Raw genomic sequence first — 20349 nt, forward strand, 5'->3', positions numbered from 1 at the left:
TGATCAACAGGCGGTTTGATCACGTCCCGAGGGCTGTGGATCACCGATGTGGCTGTGGATCACGATGAAGCCGCGCGGAGAGGCGACCCGGCTCGCCAGCAAAAGAGTCGATCACTCGGGTTGATCCAAAGCCCAATCGGAGTGATCAAACAGCCTGTGGATCACCCTTTTCGGGATCTGGATCAGCGCGAGTGATCCAAAGGCATTCGGCTCTCACAGGGTTTCGCGAAAACGTTGGCAATTACCCAACAAGCTCGGTAATTGCGCAAGAAGCAGCCAAAGGACTAGCGCTCACACACGTCGGTCGCCAGCGGGCGAGTGGCAAGCAAACACAGCAAAGGGCAACTCGGCAGCAGGCAAAGGAGGACGGGTGCACTAAGCAGGAAAGGCGGCTGCGAACGGAACCGGCAGAGAAGGCTTGGAGCGCCGGCAACCTGAGCGTGAAAGGGCGAGCGGCGTGCAAAGGCATGCGGCACGGCAAGGCAAGGAAGCCGGGTGGCGAAAGGGCAAGCGGGGGTTAGGAAGCGGAAGTGGTGCGGGGAGGGCGGGAGGCTAGGGCGACTGCTGCCAGGGCGATTAAGGCACCCACGAACGTTGCCGGGCCGGGTCGTGCCGCTACGGGGAAGAAGGTGTCGATGATGAGGGCGCCGATGATTTGGCCCGCTATCGTTCCGAGCCCGAGGAGCAGCACGCCGACGTGACGCACCAGTGCGGCGGCGATCGCGATGAACGTTATGCCGATCGGGCCGCCTAGGTAGAGCCAGAAGTCGGAGGGCAAACTGCCCGGGATTCCGCGCACGGCAACGATAATCAGCAACACGGGCAGCAAGGCACTAGTACCAACGATGAAGTTTATTAAGGTGGCAGGCCAAACGGAGCCGGCGGCTTGGCGGACTAGGCCGTTGACGCCTTGTTGCCAGGCGATGCCGATTCCAGCGAGCAGGGGCAGCAGTGCGAGCCCGAGTGCGCGGGCGTCGCCGAGGCGGCCGCTGACGGCGATGAAAACCGCTACGACACAAAGGATTGCGCCTAGGGCACGATTCACCGTCACAGCCCGCTTACCGCCGGGCACCAGGCCGAGCCGGTCGACGGCAAGCGACGAGGCGGACTGTCCGGCCACGACAGCGACCGTAAACACGGCCACACCTAAAGCGGGCACCGTAAGCCCTTGGGTGGCAACGAGAAACGCACCGCACGCGCCACCTAGACACTGCCACGCCCGCAGGCTGCCGTCACGCAAAGCCAAGCGCACCTTGGCCAGCCCTGGCCGCATCCAGAAGGCACCGACGAGCAGCAGCACCAGTCCGGTGCCGAAAGAGATTGTCGCGGCGGCGATTCCGTCACCGAGACGTTGCGCGAGCGCACCGTTGATACGCGCTTGCACGGCGACACCGAGGCCGGCGCACAACGCAAGCGCGACGCCGGCGGCTCTATTCAAAGTCCACCAGGGAGTACGAAGCGAGCTTCTCCAGCCGGTGATAAGAGTCAATGACGCGGACAGTGCCTGACTTGGACCGCATGACGATCGACTGCGTGTAGGCACCGCCAGAGCGGTAGCGCACCCCACGCAGCAAGTCGCCTGACGTGACCCCGGTCGCGACGAAGAACGCGTTGTCCCCGCGTACCAAATCATCGGTGGTCAGAACGCGGTCCAGATCGTGTCCGGCGTCGAGCGCTTTTTGGCGCTCTTCGTCGTCCTGGGGCCACAATCGCGCCTGCATCATGCCGCCGAGGCACTTGAACGCACACGCGGCCGTGATGCCTTCGGGCGTGCCGCCAATGCCCATCAGAACGTCCACATCGGACTGTTCCCGTGCCGCGTAAATCGCCCCTGCGATGTCCCCGTCGGAGATGAACTTGATCCGGGCACCCGTGTCCCGCACCTCTTGCACCAACTCAGCATGACGAGGACGGTCCAAAATGCACACCGTGACGTCGGCCACCCGTGATTTCTTGACTTTGGCGATGCGGCGCAGGTTTTCCGAAGCTCCCGCTGTGATGTCGATAACGTCGGCGTAGTCCGGGCCGACAGCCAGCTTGTCCATGTAGAAAACCGCGCTGGGGTCAAACATAGCGCCCCGTTCCGCGACGGCGAGCACCGCGAGCGCATTAGGCATGCCCTTGCTCATCAGCGTGGTCCCGTCGATCGGGTCGACCGCGACGTCCACCTCGGGGCCGCTGCCGTCGCCGACCTTTTCGCCGTTGAACAGCATGGGGGCGTTGTCTTTCTCACCTTCACCGATGACGACAGTTCCGCGCATCGGCAGTGAGTTGATCAGCTTGCGCATCGCGTCGACAGCCGCGCCGTCGCCGCCTTCCTTGTCGCCCCGCCCAACCCAGCGCCCGGCGGCCATGGCTGCCGCCTCGGTCACCCGCACGAGGTCAAGCGCCAGGTTGCGATCGAGATCTTGTGGATTCCGCTGAGTCATACCGCTCCCTCACCGCGCCGTTGCAGCAACACCGCCTGGTACGCACCCGCCTAAAACCCGCCGGAACGAAGGGCCGGCGGCACGGCACCAGTGATACTGCCATCCAAGCATGTCGGGCTGGTTAACGGTCGTTCGGGTGCGGGTGTCTAACCTGGGCATGTGACCGCAGTTCCCCCGACCAAAATACGCCGCCCCCGGGACATGGCGATTTCCCTGATCGTCCTGCTTATCCCCGTTATCCTCGCGGCGTTAGCGATCAAGTACCTCTATGGCGGAACCGACCCGGTCACCGTCGACCCCACCGAGACCATCGGTTCGGCGCAGCGGGCAGGGCTAACGCAGCTCCCGCCGCCCACAGCTCCCGAGGGCTGGAAGGTGGTCCGGGCGAACTTCAAGGACGGGACGCTGCGGATCGGCTACCTCACGCAGGACGAAAAGGGCGTACAGCTGATTCAGTCACGCAGCGACATCGCCACGACCGAACAGGCACGTGACGGCGAAACCCGGCTCATCGGGCGCAGTGGCGACATGACCGTCGTGCTTCTCGGCCGCAACGCCGACCTTGCCCCGCTTGCGGAAACGTTGCCCATCAAGGTTCAGCCGTGATCGTGGTCGTCGGGGAACAGGTCGTCGATCTCGTCCCGGCCGGTGACGGTCTGCTCAGGGCGGCCTTGGGTGGCGGGCCGGCTAACACCGCTATCGCCGCCGCCAGGCTCGGTGCCTCAGTCGCGATGGCCGCGCGGTCCGGGCGCGACAGCTTCGGTGCCGCGTTCACGAACCGTCTTGCCTCGTCCGGAGTGGACACTCGCTACGTCGTTCCCACGCGCCAGCCGTCAGCTTTGGCGTTGGCGACTGTCGATGAGACCGGCGAGGCACGGTATGACTTCTGGCTCGCTGGCGCGGCCGACTTCAACTGGCGTTACACGGATCTACCGCAGCTGGAAGCGGGCACCACTATCCACATTGGATCGCTGGCGGCCTTCCTCCAGCCGGGTGCCGAGGCGATCGAGGACTGGGCACTGGACCATCAGGACCGTTGCACCATCAGCTTCGACCCCAACTTACGCCCCGTCGCGCTTTCTAAACCCGATTCTCTGGTACGCCTAGAGCGCTTAGCTGAGCTAGCAAACGTGATCCGGGTCAGCTCAGACGACCTGCACCAGGCCTATCCGTTCACTGATCCGCTGACAACGGCACGCCGCTGGCTGGCCAACTGCAACCTGGTGATTGTCACGCACGGGTCCTCGGGTGCGACGGCGCTGACAAACGACCTCGAAGTCACCTGCACCCCGCCGCCAGTGTCCATTGAGGACACCATTGGCGCGGGTGACACGGCGACCGGCGCTCTTCTCGCCTGGCTGCAAGCCAATCCGTGGCCTTCCACCGAAGCCGGCCTGGGCGGCCTGTTGCGGTTTGTCTGCACCGCCGCGGCGCTCAACTGCACGCGCGTCGGCGCAGACCCACCTGTGCTGGAAGAGGTCACGCGTTGGATGAATGTCCCGGGAAGAGATGTGCGCCGGGATTGATGACGATCGCCGCGTTGTTGACGGCGGTCGCCGCTTCGCCGAAACCGGTGGCGATCAGGCGCACCTTGCCCGGATATTCCACGATGTCACCGGCCGCGAAAATGCGCGGCTGATTCGTCGCCATCGTTGAGTCGACCAAAATATTGCGCTTATCCAGGGCCAGGCCCCATTCCGCGAGCGGGCCCAAATCGGCGGTGAACCCGAGTGCAGCGACGACGGTGTCGACGGGCAGCACCTCCGATCCGTTGATTTCCAAGGTTTCTACCTTCTGCTCGCCGGTGATCCGCGTGACTTGGCTGTTCACGAGAATCCGCACGGGCAGAGCTTTGACCTTGTCAACGGTGGCCTGGTGCGCACGGAACTTGTCGCGCCGGTGCACCAGCGTCACGCTTGCCGCGATGTCGGCCAGGGCCAGCGCCCAGTCGAAGGCGGAGTCACCGCCACCGACGATCACGACGTGCTGTCCCGCTAGGACGGCTGGCTGCGGCACGAAAAACACGATGCCTTCGCCGCCGAAGCCCTCTGCGGCTGGCAGCGGCCTCGGCGTAAAGGAACCGAGCCCACCGGTGATGATGACCGAGCCACAGATCAGCTCCGCTCCATCAGCCATCCCGAGCACGGGCAAACCATCGTCGGTATAGGACAGTGTTTTGGCCTGGACACCCAGGCGGTACTCAGGGTTGAACTGCCCCGCCTGGGAAACCAGATTGGCGATGAGGTCACGCCCGAGCACCTGTGGGAAACCACCCACGTCGAAGATTTGCTTCTCCGGGTACATCGCGGTGACCTGCCCTCCCGCTTCCGGGAGGGTGTCGATGACCACTGTGGACAGGCCACGGAATCCGGCGTAGTAAGCCGCGAAAAGACCCGTGGGGCCGGCCCCAATGATCGCGATATCGACGTCGCTGCGCTCGCTCATGTCAGCAAACTAGTTGGCTAGAGCCGACTCATCAATCTTCAATGCGTTCTCAATATCGCCGATGAAGTGCGAAACCTGTGTATAGACGCCCGGGAATCCAGCGCGTCCACAGCCCACGCCCCAGCTGACGATGCCGACCTGCACCCAGCGGCTCTCATGCCGTTTGAGCAGCGGCCCACCCGAGTCGCCCTGACAGCTGTCCTTGCCGCCCCGGCTGAGCTCGCCGGCGCAAATCATGTCGGAGCCGACGTAGTTATAGCCCTCGTCGCTATAGATGTCCTGGCACTTGCTGTCGGAAACCGCGGGCACCTGCACCTTGCGCAGATGACGTTGCTGCGACAGCGATCCTTCGCTCGTCGACCCCCACCCGACAACCGTGAACGTCCCGCCGTCCAACCCGGACCCACTGGGCAGCGACACCACAGGCGCGTCAACGGCTTTGGCCAGTTTGATGACCGCCCAGTCCCGGCCGTCGGTCACGCCGCGGAACCCACTAGCCCGCTCGACCGCCACACTGCGCACATCCACGCCGCGTGACGAGGACAGGTCACTCGTCCCGGCTGTCACGGTGATGGAACTGGTCTTTCCCGTCCTCTTTACACAGTGGGCGGCGGTCAGCACCATCTGCTGGCGCACCAAGGTGCCGGAACATCCATTGGATAACCGCACGACCCAAGGGAATTCGTGGGATCCAGCTTGGACCCCGCCCACGATTTCGGCCCGGGAATCCACCGCCTGGGCGGTGCCAGCCGGGCCGGCCACCGAGATCAACAACGTCACTACCAGCAGTGCTGCCCTCATATCGAGATGCTACGCCCGATTTGTCCAATTAGCTCGGCGCTGCTCCCCGGCCAATATCCGCGTGCCGGCTCCGCCTCGCCTCCATGCCGCCGGGCCCGCGCCAAACACACGGCCCGCATCACGTCCTCTCAGCTCCCCGGCCGTAACACCTAGCCGGCTCCGCCTCGCCTCCATGCCGCCGGGCCNGCGCCAAACACACGGCCCGCATCACGTCCTCTCAGCTCCCCGGCGTTGAGCGGCCGTGTCGCCCTTCTTCGCCACCGGCAGGTGTTCGCCCGCGTTAGCGAGCCCAAAGCGCGGCATGTTGCCGTACAGCGTCTCGTATTGCCCTGCCTTGACGACGTAGGTCTCGTGCCAGATGCCGACATCACCATTGCCGCCGACGGCCTTGTTGAACGCCCTCCAAGCTGGACGGTGCGGCATAGCGGCGTCACGAGCGAAGGCCTCGAGGTGTTCGGGACTGCGCCAGTACTGAATCGTCACCGGACCTCGCGCCATGATGGCGAACTCCGCGCCGAGGAACCCAGACTCAGGATGATTCGCCAACGCGCGCAGCATCTTCGGCATCGCCGTGAACGCGCCCCACCATTTGTGCACCTTCCACGGCTTGTTGAACCGCATCCCGATCAGGAAGACAACGAAGTCGCCCTCGATGTCTGCGGTCATCCGGCCGTTGACGATTTTGCCCATAGCGCCAGCCTCCCTCAAATGGATAACAGATAGTGCCGCTATCCATGATGGCGTCAAAGAGAGCCGGGCGCAACCCGGCTCTCTTTGAAAGTGCTAGTACCAGCCTTGAGACTGGAACTTCGACCAGGCACCACACGGGGTGCTGTAACGCTTCTTGATGTAATCCAGACCCCACTTGATCTGCGGGACCGGGTTGGTCGCCCAGTCAGCGCCGTAGACCGCCATCTTGTCGCCCGGCAACGCCTGCGGGATGCCGTGAGCGCCGGATCCGCTGTTGTGCGAGTTGGGGTTCCAGCCGGACTCCTTGGTCCAGAGCTTCTCCAAGCACGGGAACTCTGAAAGCGGGAATCCCCAGTCCAGCATCAGCGCACAGCCCGTGGCGCGGTGTCCCGAATACTCCGAGCAGCTGGCCGGAATCGGGTAGTTCGTGGTGGGGGTGTTGCGGTTCTTGTTACGAGCCGCTTCTTCGGCCGCCTTCTTGCGCGCTTCCTCTGCCGCGGCGGCTTCGGCCGCCTCGCGGGCGATGCGCTCATCCTCAGCGCGTTCCTCGATCATCCGGCGGCTCCAGCCGGCGTAATCGGCGCGGATGATGTCCAGCTCGGCCTTCTCAGCGGCCTGGATCGCAGCTTCCAGCTGCGCCGCTTCGTTCTTGTCTGCCTTACGGTCGCCAAGGTAGAGCCCGCCAGCTACGCCGAGCAGGAGTGTCAAGGTCGCCGCTACGCGGATGCCTATCGAACCCCAAGATCGGGCAGTCCGGAGGCTCGTACGATGTCGGGGCACGGGGGTGTTCCCTTCGTCTTCGTTGACAGCAAACGAAGACCCCACCCTTGCGCAGCAAGCACTTCCGGCGCGTCGCCTGCCCAGGTGATTGTGATCCCGGGCACGCCATTTTTCACCCTAAAATCGGGTGAATTACCCCTCCAAGAGGTCCGTAACGACTTCCGCGATGGCGGAACGTTCAGAGCGCGTGAGAGTTACGTGAGCGAATAGCGGATGCCCCTTTAGGGTTTCGATAACGGCTGTTACACCGTCATATCGGCCTACGCGAAGGTTGTCCCGTTGTGCCACATCGTGGGTCAGCACCACCCGCGACCCTTGCCCGATGCGCGATAGGACGGTCAGCAAGACGCCCCGCTCCAGGGACTGTGCCTCGTCGACGATCACGAACGCGTCGTGCAGGCTGCGGCCCCGGATGTGTGTCAGCGGAAGGACTTCGAGCAATCCGCGCGAGAGCACTTCGTCGCGCACGTTGTCGTGCACGACAGCACCGAGCGTGTCGAAAACGGCCTGTGCCCATGGCGACATCTTCTCCGCCTCGCTGCCGGGCAGATAGCCGAGTTCTTGACCGCCAACGGCGTAAAGCGGGCGGAAGACGATGACCTTCTTGTGTTTGCCCCGCTCCATAACCTGTTCGAGCCCGGCGCACAGGGCCAGCGCAGACTTGCCCGTGCCGGCCCGCCCGCCGAGCGAAACGATGCCGATGGCGTCATCGAGCAGCAGGTCAAGAGCGATGCGCTGCTCAGCGGACCGTCCCCGGAGCCCAAACGCCTCGCGATCGCCCCGCACGAGGCGGATCGACTTGTCATCTTGCACGCGCCCGAGCGCGGACCCCCGGCCGGCGTGCAGGATCAGTCCCGTGTGGACGGGCAGATCTCCTGACGCGTCAAGGGAAATCGTCTCTCCCCCGTAGAGCGCCGACATCTCCGCATCGGTGATGTCGAGCTCGGCCAGGCCAGACCAGGTGGGATCGAGCGCTTGCCCGTGGCGGAACTCGTCAGCGGCCAGCCCCACCGAGGCCGCCTTGACCCGCAACGGCATGTCCTTGGACACCAGGACAACATCCAGCCCCTCAGCCGCCAGTCCTAAGGCGACAGCCAGGATGCGAGCGTCATTGGACTCATTCCTGAACCCCTGAGGCAGCAGTTGCGGGTCCATGTGATTGAGCTCGACCCGGATCGTGCCGCCCTCATCGTTGACCGGCAACGGAACGTCAAGACGACCGTGCTTGATGCGCAGCTCGTCGAGTTGACGCAACGTTTGCCGGGCGAACCAGCCAAGCTCCGGATGATGCCGCTTTCCCTCCAGTTCGGAGATGACCACGAGCGGAAGCACCACATCGTGCTCGGCAAAGCGGCGGAGAGCGGCCGGATCGGCCAGGAGAACGGAAGTGTCTAGAACGTAGGTACGCTTTTGGACATCGACCATGACTCACGCTAACGGCCGGATGCGACAATTACCAGGGCATCACGGGTTCGCCACGCCACGGAAAGTTCTGCGGTAAGCCGATGGGCTAACACCAACGGTGGCGTGCAAATGCTGGCGCATCGCAGTCGCCGTGCCGAATCCGGACTCCGCCGCGACCCGGTCGACGGGCAGATCAGTGGACTCCAGTAATTGGCGAGCACGCTCAACCCGTTGCCAGATAAGCCATTGGCCCGGGCTCAGCCCTGTCTCATCGCGGAATCGCCGCGTGAACGTGCGCACGCTCATCCGCGCGTGAGTGGCCATCGTGGACAGATCTATCGGTTCGGCGAGCCGCTGCTGGACCCACGCTCGCGTGGCTGTCGTGGTCAGGTCTGGGTCATGCGGCACGGGCCGCTCGATGAACTGGGCCTGACCGCCATCACGCCACGCCGGAGCCACGCACCGGCGGGCCGCGTGGTTGGCCACTTCGGTGCCAAAGTCCTTACGCACCACGTGTAAACACAGGTCGACGCCCGCGGTCACGCCAGCTGAGGTCAAGATGTCGCCGTCGTCCACGAACAACACGTCGGGATCGAGCTTCACGTTGGGGTAAAGCTCAGCGAACCGGGCCGCATGCCGCCAGTGGGTAGTGGCCGGACGGCCATCGAGCAGGCCGGCCGCGGCGAGCGCGAACGCTCCGGTGCAGATGGACAGCAGGCGCGCTTTTCCGGCCACCGCACGGAGCTTCTCGCGTACCAGCGGATGGATCGTGCCGTCGGTGAAGGGTGAGCCGCCGTGGATGCCTGGAATGACGACGGTGTCGGCGTCATCAAGGATGGCCAGGTCATAGGGCGCGGAGATCTGGCACATGCCGTATTCCGCGGTGACCGGCAGCCCGTCGGGGGTGCAGATGCGCACGTGATAGCGGCCGTCCGTGGACCCGAACACCTGCATGGCGGTGCCCATGTCCATCGGGACGACGTGATCCAGCGCCAAAATCACGACACGATGCTTCATGGCTCGATTCTTTCACATGATGGCTTTCAGGCCACTACCCACTTGAGCGTACTCAGCGGAAGCTGATCGAGTGACAAGACGAGTGCATTACGCCTGGATCGTCGCCGCAGTGGCTTTCCTAGCCCTGCTTGGCGCGGCGGGCATGCGGTCGGCCCCATCGGTGCTGATGGTGCCCCTGCAGGAAGAGTTCGGCTGGGGCCGCGCCGCGGTCTCCTTCGCGGTATCGGTAAACCTTGTCCTCTATGGACTGATCGCGCCGTTCGCGGCGGCGCTCACGGAACGTTTCGGCATGCGCCGCGTGGTGACGTTTGGGCTAGTACTCATCGCGCTTGGCAGCGGCCTGACCATCTTCATGACCGCGACCTGGCAACTCGTCATGCTGTGGGGCGTCTTCGTGGGCACCGGCACCGGAACAATGGCCATGGTGTTCGCGGCGACGGTCGCGAATCGCTGGTTCGTCAAGCGCCGGGGCCTGGTCACCGGTGTTCTGACCGCCGCCGGGGCGACCGGTCAGCTCGTCTTCCTGCCGGTGCTGGCATCGGTGGCCTCGAACACGGGCTGGCGGACCGCTTCACTGATCGTGGCGGGCTCCACTTTGCTCGTCGCACCACTGATTCTGATTTTCCTCCGGGAGCACCCTTCCGATGTCGGGCTGTTGCCTTACGGCGGAACGGCCGCGGTGCCTTCGTCACCGGTGCGCCTGAGTGCTCTCGGGACGTTGCGCTCGGCGGCCCGCACACGCACGTTTTGGTTGCTGGCAGGCGGTTTCGCGATCTGTGGCGCGACCACGAATGGTTTGATTGGCACGCACTTCCTGCCCGCCGCTCACGATCACGGCATGGGCGCCACGACAGCGGCCGGTTTGCTGGCACTGATCGGCATCTTCGACGTCATCGGGACGGTCGGCTCCGGCTGGCTCACCGACCGCGTCGATCCTCGCGTCCTGTTAGGCGTGTACTACGGGTTGCGTGGGCTGTCCCTCCTCGTGCTGCCCCTGGTGCTGACTTCCGCCGTACAGCCGTCGTTGCTGATATTCATCATCGTCTACGGTCTGGATTGGATCGCCACTGTCCCGCCAACGATCGCGTTGTGCCGTGAGCACTTCGGCACGGCCGGAACCGTGGTCGCGGGCTGGGTCTTCACCTCGCATCAAATCGGAGCCGCCATCGCCGCCACCGCCGCTGGCGCGGCTCGTGACGCCTTCGGCACTTATGGCGCGACGTGGATCGTGACCGGCATCCTCGCCGTGATCGCCGCCGGGCTGTCGGTTTCTATACGCTCCTTGCCACGCACCCCGGCCGCGGCCTCGGTTCCCGCCGCGGCGCCGGAACCGGCCGCCGTTTAACGCCTCGCCCCTGCGTTCAGCCGCCGGGTAGCGTGGCGCGGTGACTGACGCAGGGATCTATCACGAGTTGGGCGAGCAGGCCTGGTCTTGGGTGCAGGGGCAGTTGCGGGGAGACGACGGACCGTGGCTGCCGGAAAACTTCGGCGAGCAAGCGCCCAACGACGACCGGGACACATTTTACGCAGGCATCGCTGGGCTGGCCCCAGCGCTCGCCGAGATCTCCCTGTGCCGCGAGCTGACCGAGGCGGAACGCGCGCTGCAAAAGGCGATCGCGCAACGGCTCGTGGCACAGGTGCCCACTCGGCAGGAGGCCTGTCTCTACACCGGACTCGCCGGGGATGCCACCGCTCTGAAGATCCTCGCGCCTGGTCAGGAACAGATCGCATTACGACGCCTGGCCGAACTTCAAACCCCTGAAGGCTGGCCGACGACCGTCGACTTCGGTTCCGGTTTCCGGGGCGCGATTTCCGACGTGGTACTAGGTACCGCCGGAGTTGTCATGACCGCCGTGTGGGCCGGTGGGCCGCACGCCAAGGACATCGCGATCGCTGGTTCGGAAGCCCTGCTTAAGGTGGCCCGTCCGATGGGGGCCGGCCTGGAGTGGCGGCTGCACCCGGAATACCCATCGAGCAGCCCCAACTTCTCACACGGCACCGCCGGAGTCGCGGCAGCGCTGGCCCTGACCGGACTCACCTACGGCCGCGCTGACCTGGTCGAGGCGGCGCGCCAGGGCGCGGAAAGCCTGGTCTCACTGGCACACCAGCTGGACGAGGGCGGCTTCGTGGTGCCGCATACGATTCCGGACTCCACTCGCGACGTCGAGCCGCTCACCTACACCTGGTGCCACGGCCCGACCGGCACGTCTTACCTCTTCTCGGCGCTCGAACTAGCAGGCGCCGAACGGGCGGGCGGCTTCACGATGCGCGAGTTGCGGCAGCGTTGCGTGCACTCGGTGCTGACCTCTGGCCTGCCCGAGCGGCTGCGTCCCGGCTTCTGGGACAACGATGGCCGGTGCTGCGGCACGGCTGGCGTGGGCGACATGTTGCTCGACGCTTATCAGGACGGCATGGGCGACGAACTGCTGCCACAGGCCCAGCGCATGGCCGACGCGCTGCTGCAGCGGGCGATCCGAGACGAGACCGGTGCCTGCTGGCGCTTCATCGAGCACCGCAACGACGAGCCATTACTGCCGCCGGGGACCTCCTGGATGCAGGGTGCGGCCGGGGTCGCCACGTTCTTGCTGCGCCTGGCCCGCGTGCTGCGCGAGGGACCCGAGGCGAGAGTCGTCACGCGGCCAGATCAGTGGTGGGGCGTCCCGGCCCGGCTCGCTCGAGTCAGCATCTGAGCCCCCGGCGGTTTCAAAACCGAGGCGAGCGGGCCTTTGTGTCGCGGCCGGAGAGCTGAGAGGACGTGACGCGGCCGTGCGGTTTGCGCGGAGCCGCCGGCATGGAGGCGAGGCGAACCGGCCTTTGTATCGCGGCCGGGCGGCGGGCCGGTTGACCGGCGCGTCATGATGGTGCTGTGCAGATCTCGGCAAGAGGCGATTACGCGGTACGGGCGACGCTGGAGTTAGCGGTCGCTTACCCAGCGACGGTTTCGGCACAGGCGCTGGCTGACGCGCAGGACTTGCCGCGAAAGTTTCTCGAGGCTGTGCTCGCGGATCTCAGGCGTTCCGGGGTAGTGCACGCCGTTCGTGGTGCCGAAGGTGGCTATGTGCTCACGGCTCCCCCGACCGAGATCACGATCGGGATGGTGCTGCGTGCCGTGGACGGTCCGCTGGCGGGAGTTAGGGGACACCGGCCTGAGCAGACCAGCTACACGGGAACGTCGACGCATCTGCCTCAGCTGTGGGTAGCGGTCCGTGCGGCGGTCCGTGAGGTGGTCGACGAAGTCTCGCTAGCGGAGGTCGCGGCTGGTGAGCTTCCGGAACGAATCCGTCAGTTGACTGCTGGTCCGGATGCCTGGCAGCCACGTTAGGCTATCTCGTGATGGGCACCATGAAGCAGCGGATGCGGGACATCGCCTACCTGCTGTACGGCAAACGGCTAGCGGCAAGTCTCGATGGCAAAGTGCGGCCGCGACACGTCGGCGTGATCGTCGACGGCAATCGCCGCTGGGCTCGCGAGATGGGTTATGTCGACCCCAATGACGGTCACCGTGTTGGTGCCGAGCGCATCAAGGAACTCCTGCGCTGGTGCGATGAGGCCCACATCGAGCTGGTGACGCTGTGGCTGCTGTCGACGGACAATCTCAGCCGCCCGCCGTCCGAATTGGACCCGCTGCTGCAGATCATCGAAGACTTGGCCACCGAGCTGGCTGAGCCCGGAAACCCTTGGCAACTAAGGATTATGGGCACCCTCGACGTGATCCCCTCGCCGCACGCGGCCGGGCTGAAAGCCGCCGAGGAGAAGACGATCGGCCGCCGTGGCGGTGCTCAGGTCAACCTCGCCATCGGCTATGGCGGCCGCAAAGAGATCGCTGACGCGGTCCGTTCCCTGCTCCAGGAGCACGCCAAAGCGGGAAGCACCCTGGAGGAGCTTGCCGAAAGCCTGGACGTCGAACACATCGCCGGTCACCTCTACACCAAGGATCAGCCCGACCCTGACCTGATCATCAGGACCAGTGGGGAGCAGCGGCTATCGGGCTTTCTTCTGTGGCAGAGCGCCCACTCCGAGTTCTACTTCTACGACGGCAACTGGCCCGAGTTCCGCCGGGTCGACTTCCTGCGTGCGCTGCGGGCTTATGCCTTGCGGCAGCGCCGGTTCGGTTCGTAGCGCCCGCCATAACAGCAGCGTTACGGCGATCGAGGCGAGCGCCGCTCCAGTCATGGCCCACGGGACACCGGAGACTTCCGCGAGTGACCCGATGGTGAACGCGCCCACTGCCTGAAAACTCATCCGGCCGCTGCCATCGAGCCCAAAAGCCTGTCCCCGCAACGCTTCTGGGACAGCGTCGTTGAGCCGGCTCTGTAGGCCGAGGGTCGCGGCGAAGCCGATTGAAGCGACGAAGACCGCCACCGTGCCGGCCCACACGTTCGGATTCACGAAGAACACCAGGTACGGCACGGCAAGCAGCAGATGCAACGGGTTGACGAGCGCGCTCAGCCGGGCCGGGCTGACCCACCGTCCAAGGCAGACATCGCCCGTCAGCATGCCCAGTGCTGCCGCGATGAACAGCACACTGGCCGCGTCGCCGGCGAACGGCACGTACATCGCCTCCGCGCCAACGATAAGCCCATTGGGCACCCAGCCACCGAGCAGGAGAGCCCGGATTCTCGATGACCGGAACAGCTCCTTGTTCCCCTGCCACGTCGCGGAAACCCCTGGCCGCCCAACGGCTTTCGGCGCCCGGGCCTTGAGGCCAAGCCAGGTCACGAGACCGGAAACGCCAAGCAGCACGGCACTGACGGTCAGCGCACGGTGCGGGCCGAGCGCGGCGATGAGCAGACCGCCCGCCGCGAAGCCCGCGATCTGCATCGCCCCAACGGAAACGTTAAGCAGCGACCGCGCGAGCACGAAACCGCTGGGCACGATGTCAGCGAGCACCGCCATGCGTATGCCGCCGCTGACCGCGTTAACGGCACCAAGTCCCGTCAGCAGAAGCAGCACTCCCCACACCGGCAGGACGTTCAGCGCCATCAACGCCGCAGAGCCACACCGGGCCAGCTCCCAAAGAGCCAGAAAACTTCGCGGGGGTACGCGGTCCGCATACGACAAGAGGGTCAGCGCCCCGATCGCCTGTGGCAGGAGGCCCCCGAGCAACATCAGTGCCGCGAGCAGGGGTGAGCCGGTCTCGGCGTAGACGGAGGCGGCCAGCGCGAGAGACAGGATCGTTCCGGCCGCGACGGCCAGCGCGTTGCTGGCGAACAGGGCGCGGAATTCCCCGTTAGCGAGCAGGCTGCGATAGGTGGTCATGACTCAGAGCCTCCCGTGGGTCTTATCGGCGAGCTATTGTTTCGCCAGGGGGCGAAACGATGACGATGCTGAAAGTGGATCCCGCGAACCTGGCCAACATCCGCTTCGCGCTCTCGCCCATGGCGGAAACGCTTTCGGCGCTTCATACTTTGGCCACTAGCCCACCGGAATGGCTGCGGCCCTGGCGCGACCGCCACCGGGAAACGTTTCGCGCGCTCAGCGAGGATCCGGTCTTTCAGGCGTTCACGCGACTGTTGAGCACCACGAGGTGGACGCCAGACTTTCTCACCCCGCCACCGTCGGGAATGGACACGACGTTTGAGGCCGAACTCAGTGTTGTCCGCGCGACTCCGGTGACGCAAGCCCGGCACGACTTGGCGCAGATGGGACCGGTGCCCAAGGCGCTCAAACGCCCAGACGTCGTGGACATTCTGGCCGACGCTATGGCGCGCTTCTGGTCCGCCGTCATCGCACCGGAGTGGCCTGTGCGGCGGGCCATTCTCGAGCGCGACATCGTCCAGCGAGCGGGCCGCCTGGCCACCTATGGCTGGGCCCGGGCGCTAGAAGACTTGGGGCGCAACATGAGCTGGCGCGACGACGGGCATATCAAGGTCAACGACTGGGATACGCCAACGCAAGTCGTGGGCGAGGCGCGGCTTGTCTTGGTACCAAATGGATTTGGGTATGGATGGCTCGGCCTGGACCCTCCCCGGGCTTTCGCTCTGGTGTATCCGGCGCGTGGTGTCGCGGCATCGCTCGACGAGACAGACACTCAGGCACTGGAACGCCTCATCGGAAGGTCGCGAGCCTTGCTGCTCAAGGCACTTCCGGCGAGCACGACGCAATTGGTCGCGAGCCTGGACATAAGCCTGGGTGCCGTGGGCGATCATCTGGCCGTGCTTAGGCAGACAGGTCTCGTCACGCGCACACGCCAAGGGCGGTCCGTCGTTTACCGACGAACCGCCCTGGGTGATGCGTTAGCCGCTTAGTTACTCGTGCACGCCGAGACGGGCCTTGAGGGCGTCAAGCTCGGCCCACAACACGCCCGGCAGCTTGTCGCCGAACTTGTCGAACCACTCGGTGATCTGCGGGATCTCCTGGCGCCACTCGTCGTCGCGCACGGCGAGCGCGGCTTCGAGGTCGGCCTCAGAGACGTCGAGGCCGGACAGGTCCAGATCGGACGGTGTCGGCACGAAGCCCACCGGCGTCTCCACGGCACCTCCGGTGCCTTCGAGCCGCTCGACGACCCACTTCAGCACACGGGAATTCTCGCCGAATCCAGGCCACAGGAACTGGCCTTCGTCACCACGGCGGAACCAGTTGACGTAGAAGATCTTCGGCAGCTTGTCAGCGTTGCCGTCGACGCCCTTGCCCATGTTGATCCAGTGGCGGAAGTAGTCACCGGCGTTGTAGCCGATGAACGGCAGCATGGCCATCGGGTCGCGGCGAACGACTCCGACCTGGCCAACGGCCGCGGCGGTCGTCTCGCTGGACAGCGTCGCGCCCTGGAACACGCCATGCACCCAGTCACGCGCCTGCGACACCAGCGGGATCGTCGTCTTGCGCCGGCCGCCGAACAGGATCGCCGAGATCGGCACCCCGCGCGGGTCGTCATATTCCGTCGCCAGGATCGGGCACTGCGTGATCGGCGTGCAGAAGCGCGAGTTCGGGTGCGACGAGAGCGACTCTGAGTCGGGCGTCCAGTCGTTGCCCTTCCAGTCGGTCAGGTGCGCGGGCGGCTCGCCCATGCCCTCCCACCAGATGTCGCCGTCATCGGTCAGCGCGACGTTGGTGAAGACCGAGTTGCCAGAAGCCAGCGTGCGCATGGCGTTGGGGTTGGTCTTCCAGTCGGTGCCGGGAGCGACGCCGAACAGGCCGTATTCCGGGTTCACGGCGTAGAGACGGCCGTCGTCACCGAAGTGCATCCAGGCGATGTCGTCGCCGAGGGTCTCGACCTTCCAGCCCGGGATGGTCGGCTCAAGCATCGCCAGGTTGGTCTTGCCACACGCCGACGGGAAAGCACCCGCGATGTAGTGGACTTTGCCTTCCGGCGACGTGAGCTTGAGGATCAGCATGTGCTCGGCGAGCCAGCCCTCGTCACGGCCCATCACACTGGCGATGCGCAGCGAGTAACACTTCTTGCCCAGCAAGGAGTTTCCGCCGTAGCCCGAACCGAATGACCAGATCTCACGGGTCTCCGGGAAGTGCGAGATGTACTTGGTGTCGCTGCACGGCCACGCGACATCTTTTTCACCGTCGGCCAGGGGAGCGCCGATCGAGTGCATCGCGGGAACGAACGTGGCGTTCTCCCCCATCGCCGTCAGCACCTCGGCGCCCATACGCGTCATGATGCGCATGCTGGCCACCACGTAAGCGCTGTCGGTGATCTCGACACCGAACATCGGGTTCTCGGCGTTGATGGGGCCCATGCAAAACGGGATGACATACATGGTGCGGCCACGCATGCAGCCGCGGTACAGCTCGGTCATGAGCTGCTTCATCTCGGCCGGGGCCATCCAGTTGTTCGTCGGGCCAGCGTCGGCCTCGTCGTCGGAACAAATGAACGTGCGCTCTTCCACGCGTGCCACGTCTGACGGATCGGTGCGGACCCAGAAGGAGTTCGGGCGCTTTACCGGGTCGAGCCGCACCAGGGCACCGGTGTCTACGAGCGCACCGGTAAGACGGTCCCATTCAGCTTGGGAGCCGTCGCACCACACCACGGCGTCGGGAGTGGTCAGCTCGGCAACCTCACGCACCCAGGCGAGCAGTTTGGCGTGTTTGGTTGGAGCTTCGTTTAGCCCAGCGATGACAGCCGGCGCGGTCATATATTCGTCTCCTCAACGGTCGGCCCTGACCTTTCGTTCAGACTAAGACCCAGCCCCCGTAACACGTCCACTGCTGCTTGTGAATAAGTGCACAAGCTTTTACAGTTTCGCGTTTGCGTGCACGAATCTGCGGGCAAACGCGCACGTTCCCGCAAATCCTGCGGTTTTTGTGACCCAGTTCTCCGGGCATTCCCCAAAGCGGACATTTGGTCTAATGTCGACTCGGCGGTCTATTCACTCCCAATTCCCCCGGGAGGCGACGATGGTTCCCACCGTGCTCGATTCTGAGGTGGAGAGCGATCCTTATCTGATCTCGCTGGTGCGAGGCGGCGACATGGAGGCGTTTGGTCAACTCTACGAACGCCATGTCGCCGCGGCCCGGCGGCTGGCACGCGTGCTCACGAACAATCCGTCCGATGCCGACGACCTCGTGGCCGAGACGTTCACCAAAGTGCTGACAGCTTTGCGGTCCGGGCACGGGCCGGACACGGCATTTAGGGCATATCTGCTAACCGCGTTGCGTCATGCCGTCTACGACCGGGGCAAGCACGCCAAGCGGATTGAGTACACCGACGACCTCACGCCTTATGAGCGGCCCGCTCCAGCAGAAGACCCAGCTGTGCGGATGCTCGAACGGACCTACGCCGCGGCCGCGTTCGCGAAACTGCCCGAACGCTGGCGGGCCGTGCTCTGGCATACCGAGGTCGAAGGCGAGTCTCCGGCACAGGTCGCGCCACTGCTAGGACTCACGCCCAACGGTGTGGCCGCGCTGGCCTACCGTGCCCGGGAACGTTTGCGCCAGATGTACTTGCAGGAGCACATCGGCCTCACGGATGCCCCGCGCTGCCACTGGACCGGGATGCACCTGGCCGGATATGTCCGTGCCCAGCTCGCCCGGCGCGATCGGTCCAAAGTGGAGGATCACCTGGCCGAGTGCGCCAACTGCCGAGTGCTGCACCGTGAACTCACCGAGGAAAACTCAGGTCTGCGTGGCGTACTCGCCACGGTGCTCCTGGGCACGGCCGCCACCGGCTACCTCGAAGACACGAGCCGCGGCGCGGGATTGCTGGCCGCCATCGGTGGTTCCGTAGCCGCGCTATGGCACTGGCTCGCCGGCTGGTGGAGTGGCCTTACCTCGGCGATCGCCAACGGCTGGCACCACTTGACCGGGCTGCCCAGACGCCTGATCGAGCGCTACGGTCCGGGCAACGTCGCCGCGGCAGGGGGTGTCGCCGCGGCCGCGCTCGCGGGAGTCGTGACGTTCGCGGTGGTGGCCGTCCAAAACGGACCGTCCACAGACGACAACGCCGCCCTGCCACAGCCCGCCCCGGCGACGGCCCGTCAGCCACAGCCGACGCCCCTGCCCACGCTGCCGCCCTACATTCCGAACACGGTTTCGCCTCCTGCGCCTTCCAAGCCGCCCGTGGCGAAGCCTTCGGCGCCGGCCAAACCGGGCAGCATGACGGCCGCCAAACCCATGCTCACGAGTGATCCGTCGGCGGCACAACTGTCCGCCGGCGAAGACGGCGTCCTTCCCATCGCGGTCCGTTTCCCCGAGAACACGGCACCGCGAAAGGACGTCACGTTCACGGCACACGTCCCGGGCGAGATGACCCTGCGCGGCTCCGATGCCGGGGAAGGCTGGAGCTGCAAGGCACCACAGCCCACGCAGATCGTGTGCACCCTCCCGTCCACGGCCGGTCCCCGTTCCAGCACCGCTCGCATTCCGGTGGCTGTCGCGGCTGGGCTCACGGGGTACACGCCGATTGGGCTGGAGGTGGAAAACGAACGCAGCACGATGCGTGTTCCGATTGCCCCGCAAGGAATGCGTGTCGCGCAGGCACTAACCGGCAAAGGTGGATTTAGCTTGGGCGGCAACGCTTTGCTGGCGTGCCAGTCTCGTCCCGCGTGCCTGAACGCTGACAACAACGGACAGCAGATGGTGCCGTTCGCCCCGGCTGGCCGCGAACCCGGTGCCCCGGGCGGAAATCCGGGCGCACATGCCATGAGCGGAGCCAGGATAACCGTCCCGGCTGGCGCCGAGGTGCAGTGGGCTGGCCTTGTTTACACAGCGTCGGCGAACCAAGGGCCAGAACGCCTTATCGTGCACGCTCCCGGTGGCGGCTGGGAGCCCGTGAGCATGGGAAACAACCGCACCAACGATGGCGGCAGCCGTCCCGCCATCCAGTTGATCAGCGACGTTACCGCTCTGTGGAAAAAACACGGCTCTGGTGACTGGTGGATCGGGGCCAGCGACGCTGCGCTTCCTTCCGGTGTCGGGCAGTTCGCCGGCTGGAGCCTGATCGTGCTTTACCGCGATAAGGCGGCACCGTCCGCTGAGATCGCCGTTTACCTGGGCCCCAAGGGCTTGAAAGAAAAACAGGAACTGTCGGTCCGCCTCGATACCGGTGGCACCGTTGACCTCGGCGTCGTGCTTTGGGATGCCGACCGCGACCTCGCGGGCGACGCATTGCTTGTGGGACAAGACAAAGTCGACGTGGCTGGTGGGAGCAATGCGTCGGCATTGATCTGTGTGGTCACCGGTGACCCGTGTGCCTGGCGTATCCCTGGATTGGATCTGCTGCGGCGAAACGCCCAGGCCAGTCCGGGATCTTCGGCAACATTGCAGTCTGGCGGCGACCCGATGGAAGTCGGGTTGCTGGCTGTCCTGACCAGGCCGGCCGGGTAGGCTCAGGCAC

General features: G+C 65.2%; 17 protein-coding genes. 8 read left to right on the plus strand and 9 right to left on the minus strand.

Features of this window, described 5'->3' with window-relative positions; all coding sequences use genetic code 11:
* Positions 1 to 517: 517 nt before the first annotated feature.
* Complete coding sequence (locus A3E1_RS0136090; RefSeq protein ID WP_026209168.1) at positions 518 to 1480, minus strand: DMT family transporter; 963 nt, start codon at positions 1478 to 1480, stop codon at positions 518 to 520.
* Positions 1431 to 2429, minus strand: coding sequence for a class II fructose-bisphosphatase (gene glpX / locus A3E1_RS0136095; RefSeq protein ID WP_020525706.1), 999 nt, complete (start codon positions 2427 to 2429; stop codon positions 1431 to 1433). The genes A3E1_RS0136090 and glpX overlap by 50 nt, the downstream gene beginning before the upstream one ends.
* Positions 2430 to 2588: 159 nt before the next feature.
* Between glpX and A3E1_RS45465 the strand changes: the two genes are divergently transcribed.
* Together A3E1_RS45465 and A3E1_RS43920 are read left to right on the plus strand one after the other, a co-directional pair.
* The gene (locus tag A3E1_RS45465) at positions 2589 to 3035 is read left to right on the plus strand and encodes a DUF4245 family protein (protein ID WP_157631962.1); all 447 of its coding nucleotides are present in this window, start codon (positions 2589 to 2591) and stop codon (positions 3033 to 3035) included.
* On the plus strand, positions 3032 to 3955 hold the full coding sequence (locus tag A3E1_RS43920; RefSeq protein WP_020525708.1) for a carbohydrate kinase family protein: 924 nt from the start codon (positions 3032 to 3034) through the stop codon (positions 3953 to 3955). The genes A3E1_RS45465 and A3E1_RS43920 overlap by 4 nt, the downstream gene beginning before the upstream one ends.
* On the opposite strand, the gene A3E1_RS0136110 is transcribed toward A3E1_RS43920, so the two are convergent.
* From A3E1_RS0136110 to A3E1_RS0136135, 6 genes are all read right to left on the minus strand, one after another.
* Positions 3909 to 4874, minus strand: a complete 966-nt coding sequence (locus A3E1_RS0136110) for an NAD(P)/FAD-dependent oxidoreductase (RefSeq protein WP_020525709.1) — start codon at positions 4872 to 4874, stop codon at positions 3909 to 3911. The genes A3E1_RS43920 and A3E1_RS0136110 overlap by 47 nt on opposite strands.
* A 9-nt stretch (positions 4875 to 4883) precedes the next feature.
* Entirely contained in the window at positions 4884 to 5675 is a 792-nt protein-coding gene (locus A3E1_RS0136115; protein ID WP_020525710.1) for a S1 family peptidase, read from the minus strand.
* Between the two features lie 207 nt (positions 5676 to 5882).
* The gene (locus A3E1_RS0136120) at positions 5883 to 6365 is read right to left on the minus strand and encodes a DUF4188 domain-containing protein (protein ID WP_020525711.1); all 483 of its coding nucleotides are present in this window, start codon (positions 6363 to 6365) and stop codon (positions 5883 to 5885) included.
* Between the two features lie 93 nt (positions 6366 to 6458).
* Complete coding sequence (locus tag A3E1_RS0136125) at positions 6459 to 7073, minus strand: aggregation-promoting factor C-terminal-like domain-containing protein (protein WP_020525712.1); 615 nt, start codon at positions 7071 to 7073, stop codon at positions 6459 to 6461.
* Positions 7074 to 7277: 204 nt separating this feature from the next.
* Positions 7278 to 8570 (minus strand): PhoH family protein, encoded by a 1293-nt coding sequence (locus A3E1_RS0136130; protein ID WP_020525713.1) that lies wholly within the window; start codon positions 8568 to 8570, stop codon positions 7278 to 7280.
* A 39-nt stretch (positions 8571 to 8609) separates the two neighbouring features.
* Positions 8610 to 9566, minus strand: coding sequence for a GlxA family transcriptional regulator (locus A3E1_RS0136135; RefSeq protein WP_020525714.1), 957 nt, complete (start codon positions 9564 to 9566; stop codon positions 8610 to 8612).
* A gap of 70 nt (positions 9567 to 9636) precedes the next feature.
* On the opposite strand from A3E1_RS0136135, the gene A3E1_RS0136140 reads away from it, so the two are divergent.
* The 5 genes from A3E1_RS0136140 (at position 9637) to A3E1_RS0136165 (ending at position 15814) form a co-directional block, all read left to right on the plus strand.
* Positions 9637 to 10911, plus strand: coding sequence for an MFS transporter (locus A3E1_RS0136140; RefSeq protein ID WP_026209170.1), 1275 nt, complete (start codon positions 9637 to 9639; stop codon positions 10909 to 10911).
* A 40-nt stretch (positions 10912 to 10951) separates the two neighbouring features.
* The gene (locus tag A3E1_RS0136145; RefSeq protein ID WP_020525716.1) at positions 10952 to 12256 is read left to right on the plus strand and encodes a lanthionine synthetase LanC family protein; all 1305 of its coding nucleotides are present in this window, start codon (positions 10952 to 10954) and stop codon (positions 12254 to 12256) included.
* A gap of 176 nt (positions 12257 to 12432) precedes the next feature.
* Positions 12433 to 12888 (plus strand): RrF2 family transcriptional regulator, encoded by a 456-nt coding sequence (locus A3E1_RS0136150; RefSeq protein WP_020525717.1) that lies wholly within the window; start codon positions 12433 to 12435, stop codon positions 12886 to 12888.
* Positions 12889 to 12899: 11 nt separating this feature from the next.
* Positions 12900 to 13685: an isoprenyl transferase gene (locus A3E1_RS0136155; protein ID WP_020525718.1), complete on the plus strand. Its 786-nt coding sequence runs from the start codon at positions 12900 to 12902 to the stop codon at positions 13683 to 13685.
* 1199 nt (positions 13686 to 14884) lie between these two features.
* Positions 14885 to 15814 (plus strand): ArsR/SmtB family transcription factor, encoded by a 930-nt coding sequence (locus A3E1_RS0136165; protein ID WP_020525720.1) that lies wholly within the window; start codon positions 14885 to 14887, stop codon positions 15812 to 15814.
* On the opposite strand, the gene A3E1_RS0136170 is transcribed toward A3E1_RS0136165, so the two are convergent.
* A complete protein-coding gene (locus tag A3E1_RS0136170) occupies positions 15815 to 17650 on the minus strand; it encodes a phosphoenolpyruvate carboxykinase (GTP) (protein ID WP_020525721.1) in 1836 nt (611 codons plus the stop codon).
* Positions 17651 to 17924: 274 nt separating this feature from the next.
* Here A3E1_RS0136170 and A3E1_RS45470 point away from each other — a divergent pair, with 274 nt between their 5' ends.
* Positions 17925 to 20339 carry a sigma-70 family RNA polymerase sigma factor gene (locus A3E1_RS45470; RefSeq protein ID WP_169454505.1) on the plus strand — a complete coding sequence of 805 codons (2415 nt, stop codon included), beginning with the start codon at positions 17925 to 17927 and terminating at the stop codon, positions 20337 to 20339.
* Positions 20340 to 20349: the final 10 nt, after the last annotated feature.

This window comes from Catelliglobosispora koreensis DSM 44566, assembly GCF_000379685.1.
In the GTDB taxonomy this organism is placed as follows: domain Bacteria; phylum Actinomycetota; class Actinomycetes; order Mycobacteriales; family Micromonosporaceae; genus Catelliglobosispora; species Catelliglobosispora koreensis.

What these genes read in the sequence shown, in the direction of transcription:
- A3E1_RS0136115 (WP_020525710.1), bottom strand. Translation starts at nt 5,675, where the DNA reads ATGAGGGCAGCACTGCTGGTAGTGACGTTGTTGATCTCGGTGGCCGGC.
- A3E1_RS0136170 (WP_020525721.1), bottom strand. Translation starts at nt 17,650, where the DNA reads ATGACCGCGCCGGCTGTCATCGCTGGGCTAAACGAAGCTCCAACCAAA.
- A3E1_RS0136120 (WP_020525711.1), bottom strand. Translation starts at nt 6,365, where the DNA reads ATGGGCAAAATCGTCAACGGCCGGATGACCGCAGACATCGAGGGCGAC.
- glpX (WP_020525706.1), bottom strand. Translation starts at nt 2,429, where the DNA reads ATGACTCAGCGGAATCCACAAGATCTCGATCGCAACCTGGCGCTTGAC.
- A3E1_RS0136130 (WP_020525713.1), bottom strand. Translation starts at nt 8,570, where the DNA reads ATGGTCGATGTCCAAAAGCGTACCTACGTTCTAGACACTTCCGTTCTC.
- A3E1_RS0136110 (WP_020525709.1), bottom strand. Translation starts at nt 4,874, where the DNA reads ATGAGCGAGCGCAGCGACGTCGATATCGCGATCATTGGGGCCGGCCCC.
- A3E1_RS0136135 (WP_020525714.1), bottom strand. Translation starts at nt 9,566, where the DNA reads ATGAAGCATCGTGTCGTGATTTTGGCGCTGGATCACGTCGTCCCGATG.
- A3E1_RS0136155 (WP_020525718.1), top strand. Translation starts at nt 12,900, where the DNA reads ATGGGCACCATGAAGCAGCGGATGCGGGACATCGCCTACCTGCTGTAC.
- A3E1_RS0136165 (WP_020525720.1), top strand. Translation starts at nt 14,885, where the DNA reads ATGACGATGCTGAAAGTGGATCCCGCGAACCTGGCCAACATCCGCTTC.